This is a genomic window from Pseudomonas sp. S35, from assembly GCF_009866765.1.
Taxonomy (GTDB): domain Bacteria; phylum Pseudomonadota; class Gammaproteobacteria; order Pseudomonadales; family Pseudomonadaceae; genus Aquipseudomonas.
Window position 1 is genome coordinate 2,026,236 of the sequence record NZ_CP019431.1, and the last position, 18,238, is coordinate 2,044,473.

The following is an 18,238-nucleotide window of genomic DNA, read 5'->3' on the forward strand; positions in this document are numbered from 1 at the left end:
GAATTTTAAGGACCCACAGATAATGGCTATCGAAATCAAAGCCCCGTCATTCCCGGAATCGGTTGCCGATGGCACCGTTGCCACTTGGCACAAGAAACCAGGCGACGCTGTAAAGCGTGACGACCTGATCGTCGACATCGAGACCGACAAAGTCGTTCTGGAAGTGTTGGCCGAAGCTGACGGCGTGCTGGGCGCAATCGTTGCCGAAGAGGGCGCTACCGTCCTGTCCAACCAGGTACTGGGCTCGATCGAAGCGGGCAGCGCTGCTGCTCCTGCAGCCGCTGCACCAGCCGCTGCTGCTTCGGCTCCAGCTGCTGCGCCTGCTGCAGGTGGCGAAGATCCAATCGCTGCACCGGCTGCTCGCCAGCTGGCTGAAGAAAACGGCATCAACCTGGCTTCCATCAAAGGCACTGGCAAAGACGGCCGCGTGACCAAGGAAGACGTGGTTGCTGCTGTTGAAGCCAAGAAAAACGCGCCAGCTGCCGCACCTGTCAAGGCTGCTGCGCCAGCTGCCGCCGCTCCAGTGTTCGCTGCTGGCGACCGCACCGAGAAGCGCGTGCCGATGACTCGCGTACGTGCCACCGTGGCCAAGCGCCTGGTTGAAGCACAGTCGAACATGGCGATGCTGACCACTTTCAATGAAGTCGACATGACCGAAGTCATGGCCCTGCGTTCGAAGTACAAGGATCTGTTCGAGAAGTCCCACAACGGCGTGCGCCTGGGCTTCATGTCGTTCTTCGTGAAAGCGGCCACCGAAGCGCTGAAACGCTTCCCGGCAGTCAACGCTTCCATCGACGGCGGCGACATCGTTTACCATGGTTATGCAGACGTCGGCGTTGCCGTGTCCAGCGACCGTGGCCTGGTGGTTCCGGTTCTGCGTAACGCCGAGCTGATGAGCCTGGCTGAAATCGAAGGCGGCATCGCCGGCTTCGGCAAGAAAGCCCGTGACGGCAAGCTGACCATCGACGAGATGACCGGTGGTACCTTCACCATCACCAACGGTGGTACCTTCGGTTCGATGATGTCGACTCCGATCGTCAACCCGCCACAAGCCGCGATCCTGGGCATGCACAACATCATCCAGCGTCCGATGGCCATCAACGGCCAGGTCGTGATCCGCCCAATGATGTACCTGGCACTGTCTTACGATCACCGCCTGATCGATGGTAAAGAAGCCGTGACTTTCCTGGTGACCATCAAGAACCTGCTGGAAGACCCGGCGCGTCTGCTGCTGGATATCTGATAAAAGCAGCTTCAAGCTGCGAGCTGCAAGCTGTAAGAAAAATCAGCTTGGCTTGCAGCTTGACGCTTGAAGCTTGTCGCTAAATAGAGGATCTATTTTCATGTCGCAGAAATTTGACGTTGTAGTGATTGGTGCAGGTCCTGGCGGCTATGTTGCCGCCATCAAGGCCGCGCAACTGGGCCTCTCGACTGCTTGCATCGAAAAATACACCGACAAGGAAGGCAAACTGGCACTGGGCGGTACCTGCCTGAACGTTGGTTGCATTCCTTCCAAGGCGCTGCTGGACAGCTCCTGGAAATTCCACGAAGCCCAAGATGGCTTCGCGATCCACGGTATCAACCACGCTGGCGTGACCATGGACGTACCAGCAATGGTCGGCCGTAAAGCCAACATCGTTAAAGGCCTGACTTCCGGCGTTGCGACCTTGTTCAAGGCCAACGGCGTCACTTCCCTGCAAGGTCACGGCAAACTGCTGGCCGGCAAGAAAATTGAAATCACCAAGCCTGACGGTTCGGTTGAAGTCATCGAAGCCGAGAACGTGATCCTGGCTCCAGGTTCGCGTCCAATCGACATTCCACCGGCTCCAGTCGACCAGAACGTGATCGTCGATTCGACCGGCGCCCTGGAATTCCAAGCCGTTCCCAAGCGCCTGGGCGTGATCGGCGCTGGCGTGATCGGCCTGGAATTGGGTTCGGTCTGGTCCCGCCTGGGTTCCGAAGTGACTGTGCTGGAAGCCCTGGATACGTTCCTGCTGGCTGCCGACACCGCTGTGTCCAAAGAAGCGCTGAAAACCCTGACCAAACAAGGTCTGGACATCAAGCTGGGCGCACGCGTCACTGGCTCGAAAGTTAACGGTGAAGAAGTTGTTGTCAACTACACCGACAAGGATGGCGAAAAAACCATCACCTTCGACAAGCTGATCGTAGCCGTTGGTCGCCGTCCAGTGACCACCGACCTGCTGGCAGCCGACAGCGGCGTGACCCTCGACGAGCGCGGTTATGTGCACGTTGACGATCACTGCGCGACCACCGTGCCTGGCGTCTACGCCATCGGCGACGTAGTTCGCGGCATGATGCTGGCGCACAAGGCTTCCGAAGAAGGCATCATGGTTGTCGAGCGCATCAAGGGCCACAAAACCCAGATGAACTACGACCTGATCCCATCGGTTATCTACACCCACCCGGAAATTGCATGGGTCGGCAAGAACGAACAGCAGTTGAAAGCTGAAGGCGTTGAAGTTAACGTCGGCACCTTCCCGTTCGCTGCGTCTGGCCGTGCCATGGCAGCCAACGACACCGGTGGTTTTGTCAAAGTCATCGCTGATGCCAAGACTGACCGCGTATTGGGCGTCCACGTGATTGGCCCGAGCGCTGCAGAACTGGTTCAGCAAGGCGCGATCGGTATGGAATTCGGCACCAGTGCCGAGGACCTGGGCATGATGGTCTTCTCCCATCCGACCCTGTCCGAAGCGTTGCACGAAGCAGCGTTGGCTGTGAATGGCGGCGCCATTCACATCGCCAACCGCAAGAAGCGCTAAGCGAGATAATAAGAAACCACGGCGGAGTTGCCCGTCGTGAGCCTTGCGCGCAAGACTCACCGCGGAATATCCGCTGGACGCAGTCTTGCGCAGCTTTACGGGCCATAAGCCCAGCAAGTTGCGCGAGCAGCAGTCACAGGTGGCGCGGCACTCATCATGAGCGCAGCGCCGAATGCGCAGTACCTAACGAAGACGGTAAAAAGCATGAATCTTCACGAGTATCAGGGTAAGCAGCTGTTCGCTGAATACGGCCTGCCAGTTTCCAAGGGCTACGCAGTAGACACCCCGGAAGCAGCAGCAGAAGCCTGCGACAAAATCGGTGGTACCGAGTGGGTTGTCAAAGCCCAGGTCCACGCGGGTGGTCGCGGTAAAGCGGGCGGCGTTAAGCTGGTTCGCAGCAAAGAAGACGCCAAGGCCTTCGCACAGCAGTGGCTGGGCAAGCGTCTGGTGACTTACCAGACTGATGCCAACGGCCAGCCAGTCACCAAGATCCTGGTTGAATCGTGCACTGATATCGCTAAAGAGCTGTACCTGGGCGCTGTCGTTGACCGTTCGAGCCGTCGCATCGTGTTCATGGCTTCCACCGAAGGTGGCGTGGACATTGAGAAGATCGCCGAAGAAACCCCAGAAAAAATTCTGAAAGCCACTATCGATCCACTGGTTGGCGCTCAGCCATTCCAGGGTCGCGAGCTGGCTTTCCAGCTGGGCCTGGAAGGCAAGCAAGTTGCCCAGTTCGCCAAGATCTTCGTAGGTCTGGCCAAACTGTTCCAGGATCACGATCTGGCCCTGCTGGAAGTGAACCCGCTGGTGATCAAGGCTGATGGCGATCTGCACTGCCTCGACGCCAAGATCAACATCGACGCCAACGCCATGTACCGTCAGCCTAAGCTGAAGACTTTCCACGATCCGTCGCAAGACGATCCGCGCGAAGCGCACGCTGCCAAGTTCGAACTGAACTACGTAGCCCTGGAAGGTAACATCGGTTGCATGGTCAACGGTGCTGGCCTGGCCATGGGTACCATGGACATCGTCAACCTGCATGGCGGCAAACCAGCCAACTTCCTTGACGTAGGCGGCGGTGCTACCAAAGAACGCGTTACCGAAGCGTTCAAGATCATCCTGTCCGACTCCAACGTCGCTGCAGTATTGGTCAACATCTTCGGCGGCATCGTTCGTTGCGACATGATTGCCGAAGGCATCATCGGCGCAGTGAAAGAAGTCGGCGTGAAAATCCCGGTTGTTGTTCGCCTTGAAGGTAACAACGCTGAACTGGGCGCTAAAGTACTGGCAGAAAGCGGTTTGAACATCATCGCGGCTACCAGCCTGACCGACGCTGCTCAACAAGTTGTCAAAGCTGCGGAGGGCAAGTAATGAGCGTCCTGATCAATAAAGACACCAAAGTTATCTGCCAGGGTATTACCGGTTCGCAAGGTAGTTTCCACACCCAGCAAGCCATCGAATACGGCACCAAGATGGTGGGTGGCGTAACTCCGGGCAAAGGCGGCACCGAGCACCTGGGTCTGCCAGTGTTCAACACTGTGAAAGACGCTGTAGAAAAAACTGGCGCTACCGCCAGCGTTATCTACGTTCCAGCTCCTTTCTGCAAAGATTCCATCCTGGAAGCAGCCTTCGGCGGCATCAAGCTGATCGTCTGCATCACTGAAGGCATTCCTACCCTGGACATGCTGGACGCTAAAGTTAAGTGCGACGAGCTGGGTGTTACCCTGATCGGCCCTAACTGCCCAGGCGTGATCACCCCAGGCGAATGCAAGATCGGCATCATGCCAGGTCACATTCACTTGCCAGGTAAAGTCGGTATCGTTTCCCGTTCCGGCACCCTGACCTACGAAGCTGTGAAGCAGACCACTGACGCCGGTTTCGGTCAGTCGACTTGCGTCGGCATTGGCGGTGACCCGATCCCAGGTTCGAACTTCATCGACATCCTGAAACTGTTCCAGGAAGACCCGAAGACCGAAGCAATCGTGATGATCGGTGAGATCGGCGGTTCGGCTGAAGAAGAAGCGGCTGCCTACATCAAGGCACACGTGACCAAGCCGGTTGTTTCCTACATCGCTGGTGTGACTGCCCCTGCGGGCAAGCGCATGGGCCATGCTGGCGCAATCATCTCTGGCGGCAAGGGCACTGCAGACGAGAAGTTTGCTGCCCTGGAAGACGCAGGCGTTAAAACCGTGCGTTCGCTGGCAGACATCGGCAAGGCTTTGTCCGAGCTGACCGGTTGGGCTGTCAAATAAGCCTCGCGCTTAGCTGACGCTTCACCAGGCAAAGGCCACCTTCGGGTGGCCTTTGTGCATTCTGCAGGTTGTTGAAGATTCAAATGTGGGAGGGGGCTTGCCCCCGATAGCGGTATGGCAGTCACTTGATGTATTGACTGAACCACTGCCATCGGGGGCAAGCTACCTTCCTCATTTGAGCGTATTGCCAAAATAAAGTACGAAAACGCGACATTGAGATGTCGCTTATCGGACAGATCGCCCCGCAACAGTGCGTTTGTGGGCTTAATTCTGTACCCTAGCCGCCTCTTTATGCGTGTGCCTCCCAAAAGGAAGCCCCGCGCTAGACCGGTCAGCCCCGATCAGGGCCGGCAGTATTTCCCTCATCCACAGGGAATCCCTCTCTAAATTCCGATTCAGTAGTGTGGTATTTCCCGAAATGAAAGTGTTGAAAAGCCAGGACATCCTGGCGTTGGGCTTTATGACCTTCGCCCTGTTCGTGGGCGCCGGTAACATCATCTTCCCGCCTATCGTTGGCTTGCAGTCCGGACCTCACGTCTGGATGGCAGCGCTGGGCTTCTTGATCACCGCGGTCGGTTTGCCGGTGGTCACTGTGATCGCCCTGGCCAAGGTCGGCGGCGGTATGGACGCGTTGAGCAGCCCGATCGGCAAGATCGCCGGTGGCCTGCTCGCTGCGGCGGCGTATCTGGCGGTAGGGCCGCTGTTTGCCACCCCACGTACTGCGACCGTGTCCTTTGAAGTGGGCCTGGCGCCGCTGACCGGCGAAAGCCCGCTGGCGCTGTTCCTCTACAGCTCGGTGTACTTCCTGGTGGTGTTCTTTGTGTCCCTTTACCCAGGGCGTCTGCTGGACACTGTGGGTCGCTTCCTTGCACCGCTGAAGATCATCGCGCTGGCCATCCTCGGCATCGCCGCGTTTGCGTTGCCGGCCGGTGAAGTGGGTGTCGCCACCCCGGAATACGTCGCCGCACCGTTCTCCCAAGGTTTTATCAATGGTTACCTGACCATGGATACCCTGGGCGCGCTGGTATTTGGCATCGTGATCGTCAACGCCATCCGCTCCCGTGGCGTCGAGTCGCCGAAGCTGATCACGCGCTACGCGATCATTGCCGGCCTGATTGCCGGCGTGGGCCTTGCGCTGGTGTACGTCAGCTTGTTCCGCCTGGGTGCGGGCAGTCACGAAGTGGCGGCCGGTGCAGCCAATGGCGCTGCCGTATTGCATGCTTACGTGCAACACACCTTCGGTTCGTTGGGCAGTGGTTTCCTGGCGGTGCTGATCTCGCTGGCGTGCCTGGTGACTGCAGTGGGCCTCACCTGTGCCTGCGCCGAGTACTTCAGCAAAATCCTGCCTCTGTCCTACAAGACCCTGGTCGTGATCCTGGCGCTGTTCTCGCTGTTCGTGTCCAACCTGGGCCTGACCAAGCTGATTGCCTTCTCGATCCCGGTGCTGACTGCGATCTACCCGCCGTGCATCGTGCTGGTAGCGTTGAGCTTCTGCAAAGACTTCTGGCAGGAGCAGGGCCGTATCGTTGGCCCGGTGATGCTGGTGTCGTTCATCTTTGGTTGCATCGACGCACTCAAGGGCGCGGGCCTGGCGGGCTGGATGCCTTCACCGTTGGCCAACTTGCCATTGAGCGAACAAGGCCTGGCCTGGCTGGTGCCGTCGGTGATGGTGCTGGTGGTAGCGGTAGTCGTTGACCGTGTGCTCGGCAAGCGTAGCGAAGCGATCGCTTAAGCGACGTATCACAGGCTCTACTGAAATGCCCCGTATCATTCGATATGGGGCATTTTTTATGCTTATAAGGCGACACCTTCTAAAGTTGCAATTGGATCAGTGTGGGAGGCAGCAAGTCGAACCGTCGCATCGCCCCTCCCACAGTTGGACCGTATTCCGCCATCCTTTACCCTGTACTAGGACCCGCATGTCGTTCGTCGAAGCCAATCAAGTCCACCTGCTTGCCGCCCTCTGGTTCGTGTTGTGCTGGGGCGGCTACACCCGTTATGCCACCTGGAAGGCCCGTGACACCGCGTGCCTGGCGAGTGTGTTGCATCTGTATCGTGAAGATTGGATGCGGCGCATGCTGCTACGCGACAACCGTATCGCCGACGCCAGCGTGATCGGCAACCTGGAGCGTAACGCCTCGTTCTTCGCCTCCAGCACACTGATCATCCTCGCCGGTATTCTCACCGTGCTGGGGGCTTCCGAACGGGCCGTGTCGTTGCTGGCGGACATCCCTATGGTGCAGCAGGCATCCCAGGGCATGTCGGAGATCAAGTTGTTGTGCCTGGCGTTGGTGTTCGTCTATGCCTTCTTCACGTTCAGTTGGTGCATGCGCCAATACAACTTTGCGGCAGTGCTGGTGGGGTCGGCGCCGATGATCGGTGAGCGGCATGTGTCAGAGCAGGAGCGTAAGGCCTTTGCGTTGCGGGCGGCACGAGTGATTTCCATGGCGGCTAACCAATTCAACTTTGGGTTGCGCGCTTATTACTTCGGCATGACCATGCTGGCATGGTTTGTCAGCCCCTGGCTGTTCATGTTGATGAGCAGTGGGGTGGTACTCGTACTGTATCGTCGAGAGTTTCATTCCGACGTATTGCAAGTGATGGTGTATACGCAGACAGATACGCCGCTGCCGGAGCCGGTTAAAGAGCTGCCTTAGTTAGCGCGGCGATTAAAAGCAGCAGACAAAGAAAAGCCCGCTATCTAAGCGGGCTTTCTTTTTGCAGCGACGCTATTTCAAACCGCGGTATCAAGAACCGGTGGTTGGAGTAGCAGGTGCTGCCTCTTTTGCGGCGGCTTCGTTCGATTCAGCCTGAGCTTTGGCAGCATCGGCGTTTTCTTTCGCAGCGTCGTTCACTTTATCCTGAGCCTTCGCCATATCTTTCTGAGCTTGCTCAGAGTGCGCGGCGGCGTCTTGGGCTTTGTCTTCGGATTTTTTGTCGCAGGCAGCGAGACCGAGGGCAGCGGCGAGCATCATGGAAATAGCTAAAGTCTTGCGCATGGGGTGTTTCTCCTTATTGAAGATATCTACTGGCCTTTCGAGCGTGGCGGCTCAGCATTAGTTCCTTTTATTACGCAGATATATAAACAGCACGCGCCAAGGAACTTTAACCCGCACGGACTACTCCGCCGATCCATACAAATAAGAGTCTTTATCGAATGACCGAAAACCCCCTGTTAGAGCGTGCGACGCGCTTTGTATCGGCCCTGCGCCATTGCCAGGTACTCGGAATTAGTGTTCACGAGGCAAGCGAGGAGGGCATGACCCTGATGTTGCCATATGCCTTGGCAATTGTCGGTGACCCCCACACCGGCGTGATCCACGGCGGTGCGTTAACGTCGCTGATGGATACCGCCTGTGGGATGGCCACCTTGTGCGTGTTACCCGAATTCGAGGTGTGCCCGACCCTGGACCTGCGTATCGACTACATGCATCCCGCCGAACCCCACAAGCCGGTGTACGGTTTCGCCCAATGCTATCGGGTGACCAGTGATGTGATCTTTACCCGTGGCGTCGCCTACCAGGATGACCCGCAGCAGCCCATTGCCCATGTTGTCGGCACGTTCATACGCATGGGCAAGCGCCTGAAGGGGGCCCAAGGCCTGGGCAGTGCAATCAAGGGGGAGCGGGCATGACGCATCGGTTCAAGACCCGTCTGGAGCAGGCCCATGAGCGTGGTAACTACGAGGCCCTGCTCGACTTGATCCCCTACGCCAAGCTGATTGGCATCGAATGCACTCGCCTGGGCGACGAGTTGCTGTTTCGGCTGCCCGCCAACAAGGACAACATTGGTAACCCCATATTGCCGGCGCTGCACGGCGGGGTAATTGCGGGCTTCATGGAGGTGTCGGCAGCGTTGCACCTGCTGGTGTTTACGGGTGCGCCGGGCCTGCCGAAAATCATCGATTTCTCTCTGGATTACCTGCGTGCCGGCCAGTTTCGCGACACCTACGCCACCTGCCAGGTGTGGCGCCAAGGCCGACGGGTGGCAAATGTGGCCATCACCGCCTGGCAAAGCACTGCGGAGCAACCGATTGCCACCGCCCGCGCGCATTTCAAGATTGAGGAAACAAACCGCCCTTGAAATCCTGGTCTTAGCCCCCAACTTTGATGACAACCCGCCGCCAACCCTCAAGGACGCGGCCACTGCCATCCAATTGGAGTTTGATGACCATGAGTGTGGAAACTCAAAAGGAAACCCTGGGCTTCCAGACCGAGGTGAAGCAACTGCTGCACCTCATGATCCATTCGCTGTATTCCAACAAGGAAATTTTCCTTCGCGAATTGATCTCGAACGCCTCTGACGCTGTCGACAAATTACGTTTCGAAGCCCTGTCCAAGCCTGAGTTGCTGGAAGGTGGCGCCGAACTGAAAATCCGTGTGAGCTTCGACAAAGACGCCAAGACCGTCACCCTCGAAGACAACGGTATTGGCATGAGCCGTGAGGATGCGATCACCCACCTGGGGACGATCGCCAAATCCGGTACTGCCGATTTCATGAAAAACCTGTCGGGCGACCAGAAGAAAGATTCGCACCTGATCGGCCAGTTCGGTGTGGGCTTCTACTCGGCCTTTATCGTGGCTGACAAGGTTGAAGTGTTCAGCCGTCGTGCCGGCCTCGCTGCCGGCGAGGGCGTGCACTGGTCTTCTAAAGGTGAGGGCGAGTTTGAAATCGCCACCATCGATAAAGCCGACCGTGGCACCCGCATCGTGCTGCATCTTAAAGACGCTGAAGATGAGTTTGCCGACGGCTACCGCCTGCGCAACATCATCAAGAAGTACTCCGACCACATCGCGCTGCCGATCGAGTTGCCGAAAGAACAGGCCGCCGCCGAAGGCGAAGAAGCGCCTGCCCAGGAATGGGAAGTGGTCAACCGTGCCAGCGCCCTGTGGACCCGCCCTCGCACTGAAGTGAAGGACGAGGAATACCAGGAGTTCTACAAGCACATCGCCCACGACTACGAAAACCCGCTGAGCTGGAGCCACAACAAGGTCGAAGGCAAGCTGGAATACAGCTCGCTGCTCTACGTACCGGCCCGTGCTCCGTTCGACCTGTACCAGCGTGAAGCGCCCAAAGGCCTGAAGCTCTACGTGCAGCGCGTGTTCGTGATGGATCAGGCGGAATCGTTCCTGCCGCTGTACCTGCGCTTCATCAAAGGCGTGGTTGACTCCAATGACCTGTCGCTGAACGTGTCGCGGGAAATCCTGCAGAAAGACCCGATCATCGACTCCATGAAGTCGGCGTTGACCAAGCGTGTCCTCGACATGCTGGAGAAATTGGCGAAGAACGAGCCTGAGCAATACAAAGGCTTCTGGAAAAACTTCGGCCAGGTCATGAAAGAAGGCCCGGCGGAAGATTTCGCCAACAAGGAAAAAATCGCCGGTCTGCTGCGTTTTGCCTCCACTCAAGGCGAAGACGGCGAGCAGGTCGTGTCCCTGGCCGAATACCTGGCACGCGCCAAGGAAGGTCAGGACAAGATCTACTACCTGACCGGCGAAACCTACGCTCAGGTCAAGAACAGCCCGCACCTGGAAGTCTTCCGCAAGAAAGGCATCGAAGTGCTGCTGCTGACCGACCGAATCGATGAGTGGCTGATGAGCTACCTCAGCGAGTTCGACGGCAAGACTTTCGTCGACGTGGCCCGTGGCGACCTGGACTTGGGCAACCTGGACTCCGAAGAAGAGAAGAAGGAAGCCGAAGAAGTCGCCAAGGCCAAAGAAGGTCTGGTTGAGCGGATCAAGACGGCCCTGGGCGATGCGGTCAGCGAAGTGCGGGTTTCCCACCGCCTGACCGACTCCCCGGCGATCCTGGCCATCGGCGAGCAGGACCTGGGCATGCAGATGCGCCAGATCCTCGAAGCCAGCGGCCAGAAGGTGCCGGATTCCAAGCCGATCTTCGAATTCAACCCGGCTCACCCGCTGATCGAGAAGCTCGACGGCGAGCAGAGCGAAGAGCGGTTTGGCGACCTGTCGCACATCCTCTTCGACCAAGCGGCCCTGGCCGCTGGCGACAGCCTCAAGGATCCGGCCGCTTATGTGCGCCGCCTGAACAAGCTGTTGGTCGAACTGTCGGTTTGACCCCGTTGTAGAAAAACCCGCTTCGGCGGGTTTTTTCGTTCTACTGCACCTCAACTGGAGTAAATGATGAGCCAAGTCACTGTGCGTTCCGTGGTCTATCAGATTGATGGCCAGTCTTATGAGAGCCGTCTGGCGTTCGATGCCAGCCACAAGGGCCCGTTGCCAGGCCTGCTGATGGCGCCGAACTGGATGGGTGTAAGTGCGGGTGCCGAAGAGATCGCCAAGGCCGTTGCCGGCAAAGGCTATGTGGTGCTGATCGCTGATCTGTACGGGCAAAGCGTACGCCCGTCGAATGGTGATGAGGCCGGCGCGGCGATGATGCCGTTGAAAAATGATCGTCCGTTGCTGAACAAGCGCATGCAGGCGGCCTTTGAGCAACTGCAAGGCCAGACGGAAGCGGCGGTGGATACCACCAAGCTGGCGACCTTCGGTTTCTGCTTCGGTGGGTGCTGCTCCCTGGAGCTGGCCCGTACCGGCGCGCCGTTGAAGGCTGCCGTGTCGTTCCACGGCACCCTCGACACGCCGAACCCGGCGGATGCCAAGAACATCAAGGGCTCGGTGCTGGTGCTGCATGGCGCATCCGACCCATTGGTGCCGAAAGAACAACTGCCGGCGTTTGAAGATGAGATGAACGCAGCGGGTGTGGATTGGCAATTGCTGAGCTACGGCGGCGCGGTGCATTCCTTTACCGACCCGCATGCCAATGTGCCGGGCAAGATGATGTACGACGCGAAGACCGCTGCGCGGGCGTTCCAGTCGATGCATAACTTGTTGGATGAAGTGTTCAAGGGTTAAAGCTCCAGCGGCTGTTCTGGCCTCATCGGGGGCAAGCCTCCTCCCACATTTTGAACTATGAACACATTCAAGGTGGGAGGGGGCTTGCCCCCGATAGCTACCTCACTGGTAACTCAATTCTTTCAGACTCCCCCGGCACCGTCGGCCACTCCCCAGCCGCCCAGCGCTGCCGCGCCTGTTCAATCCTCAAAGGATCACTCGCCACAAAATTCCAATTGATCCGCCGCGGCCCATCCAAAGGTGCACCGCCGAATACCATCAGGTGGCAATCGGACTCGGCAAACAGCGTCATCTCCTGCCCGCTCGGCAATACCACCAGGCTATGCACTTGCAGCGCCTCACCGTCCAGTTGCGCTTCACCCGCCAGCACATACACCGCCCGTTCTTCATGCTCGTCCGGGATCTGCAAGGTGGTGGCCGTCTGCATCTGCACTTCGGCGTAGAACGTGGGTGAAAGCACCGGCACCGGCGATTTCAGGCAAAACCCACTGCCCGCGATCAGGCGAATCTGCACACCCAGGTTGTCACTCACCGGTAGTTCCGCCGCTGGGTGGTGGCTGTAATGGCCGGGTCCGGTCTCATGATCCTTGGGCGACGCCAGCCACACTTGCAGCCCATGCAGGCTGAACCCGCTGGCCTTGAGCGCCTCGGGTGTGCGTTCGACATGGGCGATCGCACTGCCGGCAGTCATCCAGCTGACATCACCGGCCTGCACCACCTGATCGGAGCCCAGGCTGTCCTTATGCTGCAGCGCACCCTCGAACAGATAGGTGAGGGTGGACAAGCCAATATGTGGATGCTGGCGGATATTCATGCCGCTGCCCGGCGCGTAGCGGGTGTGCAACATATGATCGAAGAACACAAAGGGCCCGACGCTGCGGCACTCCCGCGACGGCAAGGGGCGCAGGATCGGTTGGCCTTCGACGTCTTCGGGGCGAGGGCGGATCACGGTGAGGGTGGTCATGGTGCGTCCCAGTCTGAGCGGGTTAGGTGTGATTGAGCATAACCCGCTCGACGCGAGGTTGCCGCTATTGGCTGAAGGCGCCTTCGGACAGCTGGGTGTCGATGCTGATCTCGGCAGTGGTCATCAGCTTGTGCACTGGGCACTTGTCCGCAACGCGATGCAGTTCATCGCGTTGCGCGTCGGTGAGCACACCCTTGAGGGTCAATTTGACGTTGAGCTTGTACTTGCCCTTTTGCTCTTCGGCAGCGTCGTGGGTGACTTCCACGGTCACGCCGGTCAGCGGGATGTCTTTCTTTTGGGCATAGAGCCTGACAGTCAAGGCCTTGCACGACGCCAGTGCGGCATCGAAGTAATCGTGGGGGGAGGGCGCCGAGTCGTCGCCGCCCAGGCTCTTGGGCAGGTCGGTAAACAGCTCGTGACTATTGATGTTGACACTGTGGCGCAAGTTTTCAGCGTTCAGCGTATTCACGGTAACAGACATGGCAAACCTCACAGGGTGGCAGGATGAAGGTCATGCAGTTATAGAGCATGCTGGCACTTCAGTGTTCCGCGTTTTTTCCGCGGTGAACCCTGATGCGCGGTGCAAGGTCTACCCGTATTGGCCCTTATCGAGGTTGTACCGTGCCCTGGACCCGCCTGAGTCTCGCCCTGTTGCTCGCCGCCAGCAGCCTTGCCGCGCAGGCTCGCGACTATGCCTACAGCGATGCGCATCTGCATTACGTGGATTTTTTCCAGGAAACGGCCGGCATGGATAAATTGCTCAAGGCCATGGCCGAGAATCGCATCGAGCACGTGATGATTTCCGGCATTCCCGTGGCAAAAAAATGGCACGAAGACGAGCCCAAGCGTCCGCGCTACTACGCCGGTGATGATGCCGATGCCTATTGGTACAGCGCCACTGACGTGATCGTCGCTGCGGCCGTGAACAAGCTCACCGCTGAACAGCGCCAGCACTTTCACCCGTTTTTGAGCGGCTTCAACCCCAATGACAAGAACTCCGCTGCCCATATCCAGCGCATGCTCGACCTCAATCCAGGGTTGTGGCAGGGCATCGGCGAGGTGTTCACCCGTCACGATGACCTCACGGCGCTTACGTCCGGCGACACCCCGCGTGCCAACAACGAGGCGATGACACGCATTTACCATCTGGCGGCCGAAAACGACCTGCCGGTGATGCTGCACTCGAACATCACCTCCAAGCGTGAGCGCAACCCGCTGTACCTCGCTGAAGTCGAAGAGCCGCTGCGCAACCATCCGCACACGCGCTTTATCTGGGCCCATGCCGGGACCAGCAAGGAGATTCACCGCCACCAGGTCCAGATGGACTTCTTGCTGCCCACCTTGACCCGGATGCTGGAGGCCTATCCCAATCTGTACATCGACCTGTCCTGGAGCATGCTCACGCCGTACTTGCTGGACGATGCGGGCAAGCCTCGGCCGCAATGGATAAGGCTGGTGGAGCGCTTTCCGGAGCGCTTTATGCTGGGTTCGGACGTGGTCGGGCGTTTCAATAAGCTGGGCAAGGAAATGCGCCGCTTTGATCCCTTCCTTGACGCGCTTCCCGAGGATATTGCCCACAAGGTGGCGCAGGACAATTTCCTGGCCATCCTGCCCAAAACCACTCGCGATGGGGTTGCCCGTTGATATCGCGTTTTGGTCTTACGCAAACGCGCTGAGGCGCCGATACCTTTCAAAGCAGCCAGCTGCAAATGGATGCAGCGCATTTGGAAGGAGCCGAAGGCATGAGTATCAGAAGTTTGAATATCGCCCCCCGTGCCGGTTTGGGGTTTGGCGTGTTGGCGTTGATGGTGTTTGCCCTGGGCGGCTTTGCGCTGCTGCAGATGGGCAATATGCGCCAGCAGTCGGACCAAGTGGAGAACAACTGGTTGCCAAGCGTAATGGCGGTGGGGGAGATGAGCCAGGATGTGTTGCGCATTCGTGCGCTGACCTTGCGTTTGTTGGTCAGTCGCGAGCCCCAGGCGGTGGCGCAGAACGAGCAGAAAATCACCGAGACCAAAGCGGCGCTGCGTACTGCCGAGCAGTTGTACGAAGCGTTGATCGTGCTGCCTGAAGAGCGTGTGCTGTTTGATCGTTTCGAGGGCGAGCAGCAGGGCTACCTGCAGCGCCAGGAACAGGTGGTGGCGTTGTCCAAGGCCAATCGGCTGGAGGATGCGACCCAGGTGGTCAATGGTGAGATGAACCAGTTGGCCGATCAAATGGCGCTGACCCTGCGCGCCCTGGTCAATCTGAACAAGGCCAGTGCCAACGAGGCGGCAAGGCAGGCACAGAATGTGTTCAGCCAGTCGCGAACCTGGGTGATCGCCATGATCGCCCTGGCCACGCTGATCACCATCGGCCTGGCGGTCTGGCTGACCCGCAGTATCGTGTTGCCACTTGCGCAGTCGCTTCAGGTTGCCCAGAACGTCGCCAGTGGCGATCTGACTGGGGAGATTGTCGTGAGTGGCAAGGATGAGCCTGCGCGTTTGCAGCGAGCGCTCAAGGGCATGCAGGACACGTTGCGTGAGACCATCCGGCGTATCTCCGAATCGTCCAGCCAACTGGCATCAGCCTCCGAGGAGCTCAGTTGCGTCACCGAGGACGCCACCCGTGGCTTGCACCAGCAAAGCCAGGAAATCGAACAGGCCGCGACGGCGGTCAACCAGATGACGGCGGCGGTGGAGGAGGTGGCAGGCAATGCTGTGGCTACGTCCCAGGCATCCCGCGAGTCTGACCGTATCGCCCAGCAAGGGCGTGAGCAGGTCCAGCAGACGGTGGTGTCGATTGAGGCCCTGGCCTCGGATGTGACGGCCAATGCGACCCAGGTCGAGGACTTGGCGCAAAAGGTCTATGGCATCAGCAAGGTACTGGACGTGATTCGCTCGATTGCCGAGCAGACCAACCTGTTGGCGCTCAATGCCGCTATCGAAGCTGCGCGGGCCGGGGATGCCGGGCGCGGGTTTGCCGTGGTGGCCGATGAGGTGCGTGCGCTGGCCCATCGTACCCAGCAGTCGACCCAGGAAATCGAGCAGATGATCAGCGCGATTCAGCAGGGCACGGAGCAAGCTGTCAGTTCAATGCAGCAGAGCAACATCCGGGCGCGCTCCACGCTGGATATCGCCAAGTCGGCGGGGACAGCGCTGGAGGCGATTGCGTCGGCATTCACGCTGATCAATGAGCGCAACCTGGTAATTGCCAGCGCGTCGGAACAGCAGGCGGCGGTGGCGCGGGAGGTGGATCGCAACTTGATGAATATCCGTGACTTGGCGCATCAGACGTCTGCCGGGGCGAACCAGACCAGTGCGGCGAGCCAGGAGTTGTCGCGGTTGGCGGTGGATTTGAATTCGATGGTGGCGCGGTTTTCGGTGTAGTGCTGGGGGCCGAGGTGGCCCTATCGGGAGCAAGCCCCCTCCCACATTGCCCAAAGAATGCGGTCGAGTGTGGGAGGGGGGCGTGCCCTCGATACCGGCGATTCGGTCTCATTCAGTTGCTCATAAAAAAGCCCCGAACCAGTCGGGGCTTTTTCAGGTGATCAACCTACAGGTCTTACTTACCCTGCCAGCGTTTCAGCACCAGGGTGGCGTTAGTGCCACCGAAGCCGAAGCTGTTGCTCATCACGGTGTCGATCTTGGCGTTTTCAACGGTCTTGGTCAGGATCGGCATATCGGCGACGACCGGGTCGATCTCGTCGATATTGGCCGAACCGGCCATGAAGTTGCCTTCCATCATCAGCAGGCAGTAGATCGCTTCGTGAACGCCGGCGGCGCCCAGGGAGTGACCGGACAGGCTCTTGGTGGAACTGATGGCCGGAGCCTTGTCGCCGAATACCGCACGCACGCCTTCCATTTCCTTGGCGTCGCCGACCGGAGTCGAGGTGCCGTGGGTGTTCAGGTAGTCGATTGGGGTATCTACAGTGGACATGGCCATCTGCATGCAGCGGATGGCGCCTTCACCGCTTGGGGCAACCATGTCGTAGCCATCGGAAGTAGCGCCGTAGCCGACGATTTCCGCGTAGATCTTGGCACCACGGGCCAGAGCATGTTCCAGCTCCTCGACCACCACCATGCCGCCACCGCCGGCGATGACGAAACCGTCACGCTTGGCGTCGTAGGCGCGGGAGGCCTTTTCCGGGGTTTCGTTGTACTGGGTGGACAGTGCGCCCATTGCGTCGAACAGGAACGATTGGCTCCAATGCTCTTCTTCGCCGCCGCCGGCAAACACGATGTCCTGCTTGCCCAACTGGATCTGCTCGACCGCAGTACCGATGCAGTGAGCACTGGTAGCGCAGGCGGAGGAGATCGAGTAGTTCACGCCCTTGATGGCGAATGGCGTGGCCAGGCAGGCGGAAACGGTGCTGCCCATGGTCCGTGTGACACGATACGGGCCAACGCGCTTGACGCCTTTTTCGCGCAGGATGTCCAGTGCTTCCATCTGGTTCAGGGTGGATGCGCCGCCCGAACCGGCAATCAGGCCGGTGCGTACGTTCGATACCTGGTCTTCGCTGAGGCCGGAGTCGGCGATGGCGTCTTTCATGGCCAGGTAGGCGTAGGCGGCAGCGTGGCCGACGAAGCGATAGATCTTGCGATCGATCAGTTCTTCGAGGGGCAGGTCGATGGAGCCGGAAACCTGGCTACGCAGACCCATTTCGGCATATTCCGAGTTGAAGCGGATGCCAGGGCGACTTGCACGCAGGTTAGCGGTGACGGTCTCTTTGTCATTGCCCAGGCAAGAAACGATGCCCAGACCAGTGATAACGACGCGGCGCATGCGGATAACCCTTAAAAGTTGTCAGTGGAAGTGAATACGCCAACCCGAAGGCCTTCGGCAGTATAGATCTCGCGACCGTCGACGCTTACCGAACCATCGGCGATGGCCAGGTTCAGCTTGCCCTTGAGGACGCGCTTGATTTGAATGTTGTAGGTGACTTTCTTGGCGGTCGGCAGCACCTGCCCAAAGAACTTCACTTCGCCCGAACCCAGGGCGCGGCCGCGGCCCGGCAGGCCTTGCCAGCCGAGGAAGAAACCCACCAGTTGCCACATGGCATCGAGGCCCAGGCAGCCCGGCATCACAGGGTCACCTTCGAAATGGCAGGCGAAGAACCACAGGTCCGGGGTGATATCCAGCTCGGCGACCAATTCACCTTTGCCGTACTTGCCACCCTCTTCGCTGATATGGGTGATGCGATCCACCATCAGCATGTTCGGGGCGGGCAGTTGCGCGTTACCTGGGCCGAACAGCTCACCGCGACTGCAGCGCAGCAGGTCTTCCCGGGTAAAGGCGTTTTGTTTGGTCATGCGAGCTCCTCAATAATCCCATGCGGCAGGGTAGGGCAAATCTTCCCGAACCGAATGAAGCGTTCATGCCTCATGTCGG

Annotated in this window: 17 protein-coding genes; 12 read left to right on the top strand and 5 right to left on the bottom strand. The window is 58.9% G+C overall.

All coding sequences use genetic code 11. The features are described from left to right. The first annotated feature begins 22 nt into the window (after positions 1-22). The 6 genes from odhB to PspS35_RS09195 all read left to right on the top strand — a co-directional run bounded on the left by odhB (position 23) and on the right by PspS35_RS09195 (position 7,689). Entirely contained in the window at positions 23-1,243 is a 1,221-nt protein-coding gene (gene odhB, locus PspS35_RS09170; protein WP_159933742.1) for a 2-oxoglutarate dehydrogenase complex dihydrolipoyllysine-residue succinyltransferase, read from the top strand. Positions 1,244-1,343: 100 nt separating this feature from the next. Beyond that, the gene (lpdA, locus tag PspS35_RS09175; RefSeq protein ID WP_159933744.1) at positions 1,344-2,780 is read left to right on the top strand and encodes a dihydrolipoyl dehydrogenase; all 1,437 of its coding nucleotides are present in this window, start codon (positions 1,344-1,346) and stop codon (positions 2,778-2,780) included. Between the two features lie 204 nt (positions 2,781-2,984). Next, the gene (sucC, locus tag PspS35_RS09180; protein ID WP_003210567.1) at positions 2,985-4,151 is read left to right on the top strand and encodes an ADP-forming succinate--CoA ligase subunit beta; all 1,167 of its coding nucleotides are present in this window, start codon (positions 2,985-2,987) and stop codon (positions 4,149-4,151) included. Then, a complete protein-coding gene (gene sucD, locus PspS35_RS09185) occupies positions 4,151-5,032 on the top strand; it encodes a succinate--CoA ligase subunit alpha (RefSeq protein WP_017134448.1) in 882 nt (293 codons plus the stop codon). The genes sucC and sucD overlap by 1 nt, the downstream gene beginning before the upstream one ends. A 418-nt stretch (positions 5,033-5,450) precedes the next feature. Beyond that, on the top strand, positions 5,451-6,764 hold the full coding sequence (gene brnQ / locus PspS35_RS09190; protein ID WP_159933746.1) for a branched-chain amino acid transport system II carrier protein: 1,314 nt from the start codon (positions 5,451-5,453) through the stop codon (positions 6,762-6,764). 187 nt (positions 6,765-6,951) lie between these two features. Beyond that, positions 6,952-7,689, top strand: a complete 738-nt coding sequence (locus PspS35_RS09195) for a DUF599 family protein (protein WP_159933748.1) — start codon at positions 6,952-6,954, stop codon at positions 7,687-7,689. 90 nt (positions 7,690-7,779) lie between these two features. On the opposite strand, the gene PspS35_RS09200 is transcribed toward PspS35_RS09195, so the two are convergent. After that, the gene (locus PspS35_RS09200; protein WP_122306436.1) at positions 7,780-8,031 is read right to left on the bottom strand and encodes a hypothetical protein; all 252 of its coding nucleotides are present in this window, start codon (positions 8,029-8,031) and stop codon (positions 7,780-7,782) included. A gap of 158 nt (positions 8,032-8,189) precedes the next feature. On the opposite strand from PspS35_RS09200, the gene PspS35_RS09205 reads away from it, so the two are divergent. The 4 genes from PspS35_RS09205 (at position 8,190) to PspS35_RS09220 (ending at position 11,904) form a co-directional block, all read left to right on the top strand. After that, the gene (locus PspS35_RS09205) at positions 8,190-8,666 is read left to right on the top strand and encodes a PaaI family thioesterase (RefSeq protein ID WP_159933750.1); all 477 of its coding nucleotides are present in this window, start codon (positions 8,190-8,192) and stop codon (positions 8,664-8,666) included. Then, entirely contained in the window at positions 8,663-9,115 is a 453-nt protein-coding gene (locus tag PspS35_RS09210) for a PaaI family thioesterase (RefSeq protein WP_159933752.1), read from the top strand. Before PspS35_RS09205 ends, PspS35_RS09210 begins: the two co-directional genes overlap by 4 nt. A gap of 89 nt (positions 9,116-9,204) precedes the next feature. Next, positions 9,205-11,109, top strand: a complete 1,905-nt coding sequence (gene htpG, locus PspS35_RS09215) for a molecular chaperone HtpG (RefSeq protein ID WP_159933754.1) — start codon at positions 9,205-9,207, stop codon at positions 11,107-11,109. Between the two features lie 66 nt (positions 11,110-11,175). Continuing rightward, entirely contained in the window at positions 11,176-11,904 is a 729-nt protein-coding gene (locus PspS35_RS09220) for a dienelactone hydrolase family protein (protein WP_159933756.1), read from the top strand. A 97-nt stretch (positions 11,905-12,001) separates the two neighbouring features. Here the strand turns inward: PspS35_RS09220 and PspS35_RS09225 are convergent, their stop codons facing one another. Both PspS35_RS09225 and PspS35_RS09230 read right to left on the bottom strand, forming a co-directional pair. After that, a complete protein-coding gene (locus PspS35_RS09225) occupies positions 12,002-12,868 on the bottom strand; it encodes a pirin family protein (protein WP_159933758.1) in 867 nt (288 codons plus the stop codon). A 64-nt stretch (positions 12,869-12,932) separates the two neighbouring features. Further along, the gene (locus PspS35_RS09230) at positions 12,933-13,349 is read right to left on the bottom strand and encodes an OsmC family protein (RefSeq protein WP_159933760.1); all 417 of its coding nucleotides are present in this window, start codon (positions 13,347-13,349) and stop codon (positions 12,933-12,935) included. 140 nt (positions 13,350-13,489) lie between these two features. Here PspS35_RS09230 and PspS35_RS09235 point away from each other — a divergent pair, with 140 nt between their 5' ends. Together PspS35_RS09235 and PspS35_RS09240 are read left to right on the top strand one after the other, a co-directional pair. Beyond that, positions 13,490-14,512 (top strand): amidohydrolase family protein, encoded by a 1,023-nt coding sequence (locus PspS35_RS09235; RefSeq protein ID WP_159933762.1) that lies wholly within the window; start codon positions 13,490-13,492, stop codon positions 14,510-14,512. 98 nt (positions 14,513-14,610) lie between these two features. Then, a complete protein-coding gene (locus PspS35_RS09240; RefSeq protein ID WP_159933764.1) occupies positions 14,611-16,236 on the top strand; it encodes a methyl-accepting chemotaxis protein in 1,626 nt (541 codons plus the stop codon). 175 nt (positions 16,237-16,411) lie between these two features. On the opposite strand, the gene fabB is transcribed toward PspS35_RS09240, so the two are convergent. Both fabB and fabA read right to left on the bottom strand, forming a co-directional pair. Beyond that, a complete protein-coding gene (gene fabB / locus PspS35_RS09245; RefSeq protein ID WP_159933766.1) occupies positions 16,412-17,632 on the bottom strand; it encodes a beta-ketoacyl-ACP synthase I in 1,221 nt (406 codons plus the stop codon). A gap of 11 nt (positions 17,633-17,643) precedes the next feature. Next, on the bottom strand, positions 17,644-18,159 hold the full coding sequence (gene fabA, locus PspS35_RS09250; RefSeq protein ID WP_010211704.1) for a 3-hydroxyacyl-[acyl-carrier-protein] dehydratase FabA: 516 nt from the start codon (positions 18,157-18,159) through the stop codon (positions 17,644-17,646). Positions 18,160-18,238 lie beyond the last annotated feature (79 nt).

Excerpts from the sequence above, each read along its gene's own strand:
- htpG (WP_159933754.1), top strand. The coding sequence starts at position 9,205 with ATGAGTGTGGAAACTCAAAAGGAAACCCTGGGCTTCCAGACCGAGGTG.
- sucC (WP_003210567.1), top strand. The coding sequence starts at position 2,985 with ATGAATCTTCACGAGTATCAGGGTAAGCAGCTGTTCGCTGAATACGGC.
- PspS35_RS09195 (WP_159933748.1), top strand. The coding sequence starts at position 6,952 with ATGTCGTTCGTCGAAGCCAATCAAGTCCACCTGCTTGCCGCCCTCTGG.
- fabA (WP_010211704.1), bottom strand. The coding sequence starts at position 18,159 with ATGACCAAACAAAACGCCTTTACCCGGGAAGACCTGCTGCGCTGCAGT.
- brnQ (WP_159933746.1), top strand. The coding sequence starts at position 5,451 with ATGAAAGTGTTGAAAAGCCAGGACATCCTGGCGTTGGGCTTTATGACC.
- sucD (WP_017134448.1), top strand. The coding sequence starts at position 4,151 with ATGAGCGTCCTGATCAATAAAGACACCAAAGTTATCTGCCAGGGTATT.
- PspS35_RS09210 (WP_159933752.1), top strand. The coding sequence starts at position 8,663 with ATGACGCATCGGTTCAAGACCCGTCTGGAGCAGGCCCATGAGCGTGGT.
- PspS35_RS09230 (WP_159933760.1), bottom strand. The coding sequence starts at position 13,349 with ATGTCTGTTACCGTGAATACGCTGAACGCTGAAAACTTGCGCCACAGT.
- lpdA (WP_159933744.1), top strand. The coding sequence starts at position 1,344 with ATGTCGCAGAAATTTGACGTTGTAGTGATTGGTGCAGGTCCTGGCGGC.
- PspS35_RS09200 (WP_122306436.1), bottom strand. The coding sequence starts at position 8,031 with ATGCGCAAGACTTTAGCTATTTCCATGATGCTCGCCGCTGCCCTCGGT.
- PspS35_RS09225 (WP_159933758.1), bottom strand. The coding sequence starts at position 12,868 with ATGACCACCCTCACCGTGATCCGCCCTCGCCCCGAAGACGTCGAAGGC.
- PspS35_RS09240 (WP_159933764.1), top strand. The coding sequence starts at position 14,611 with ATGAGTATCAGAAGTTTGAATATCGCCCCCCGTGCCGGTTTGGGGTTT.
- fabB (WP_159933766.1), bottom strand. The coding sequence starts at position 17,632 with ATGCGCCGCGTCGTTATCACTGGTCTGGGCATCGTTTCTTGCCTGGGC.
- odhB (WP_159933742.1), top strand. The coding sequence starts at position 23 with ATGGCTATCGAAATCAAAGCCCCGTCATTCCCGGAATCGGTTGCCGAT.
- PspS35_RS09220 (WP_159933756.1), top strand. The coding sequence starts at position 11,176 with ATGAGCCAAGTCACTGTGCGTTCCGTGGTCTATCAGATTGATGGCCAG.
- PspS35_RS09205 (WP_159933750.1), top strand. The coding sequence starts at position 8,190 with ATGACCGAAAACCCCCTGTTAGAGCGTGCGACGCGCTTTGTATCGGCC.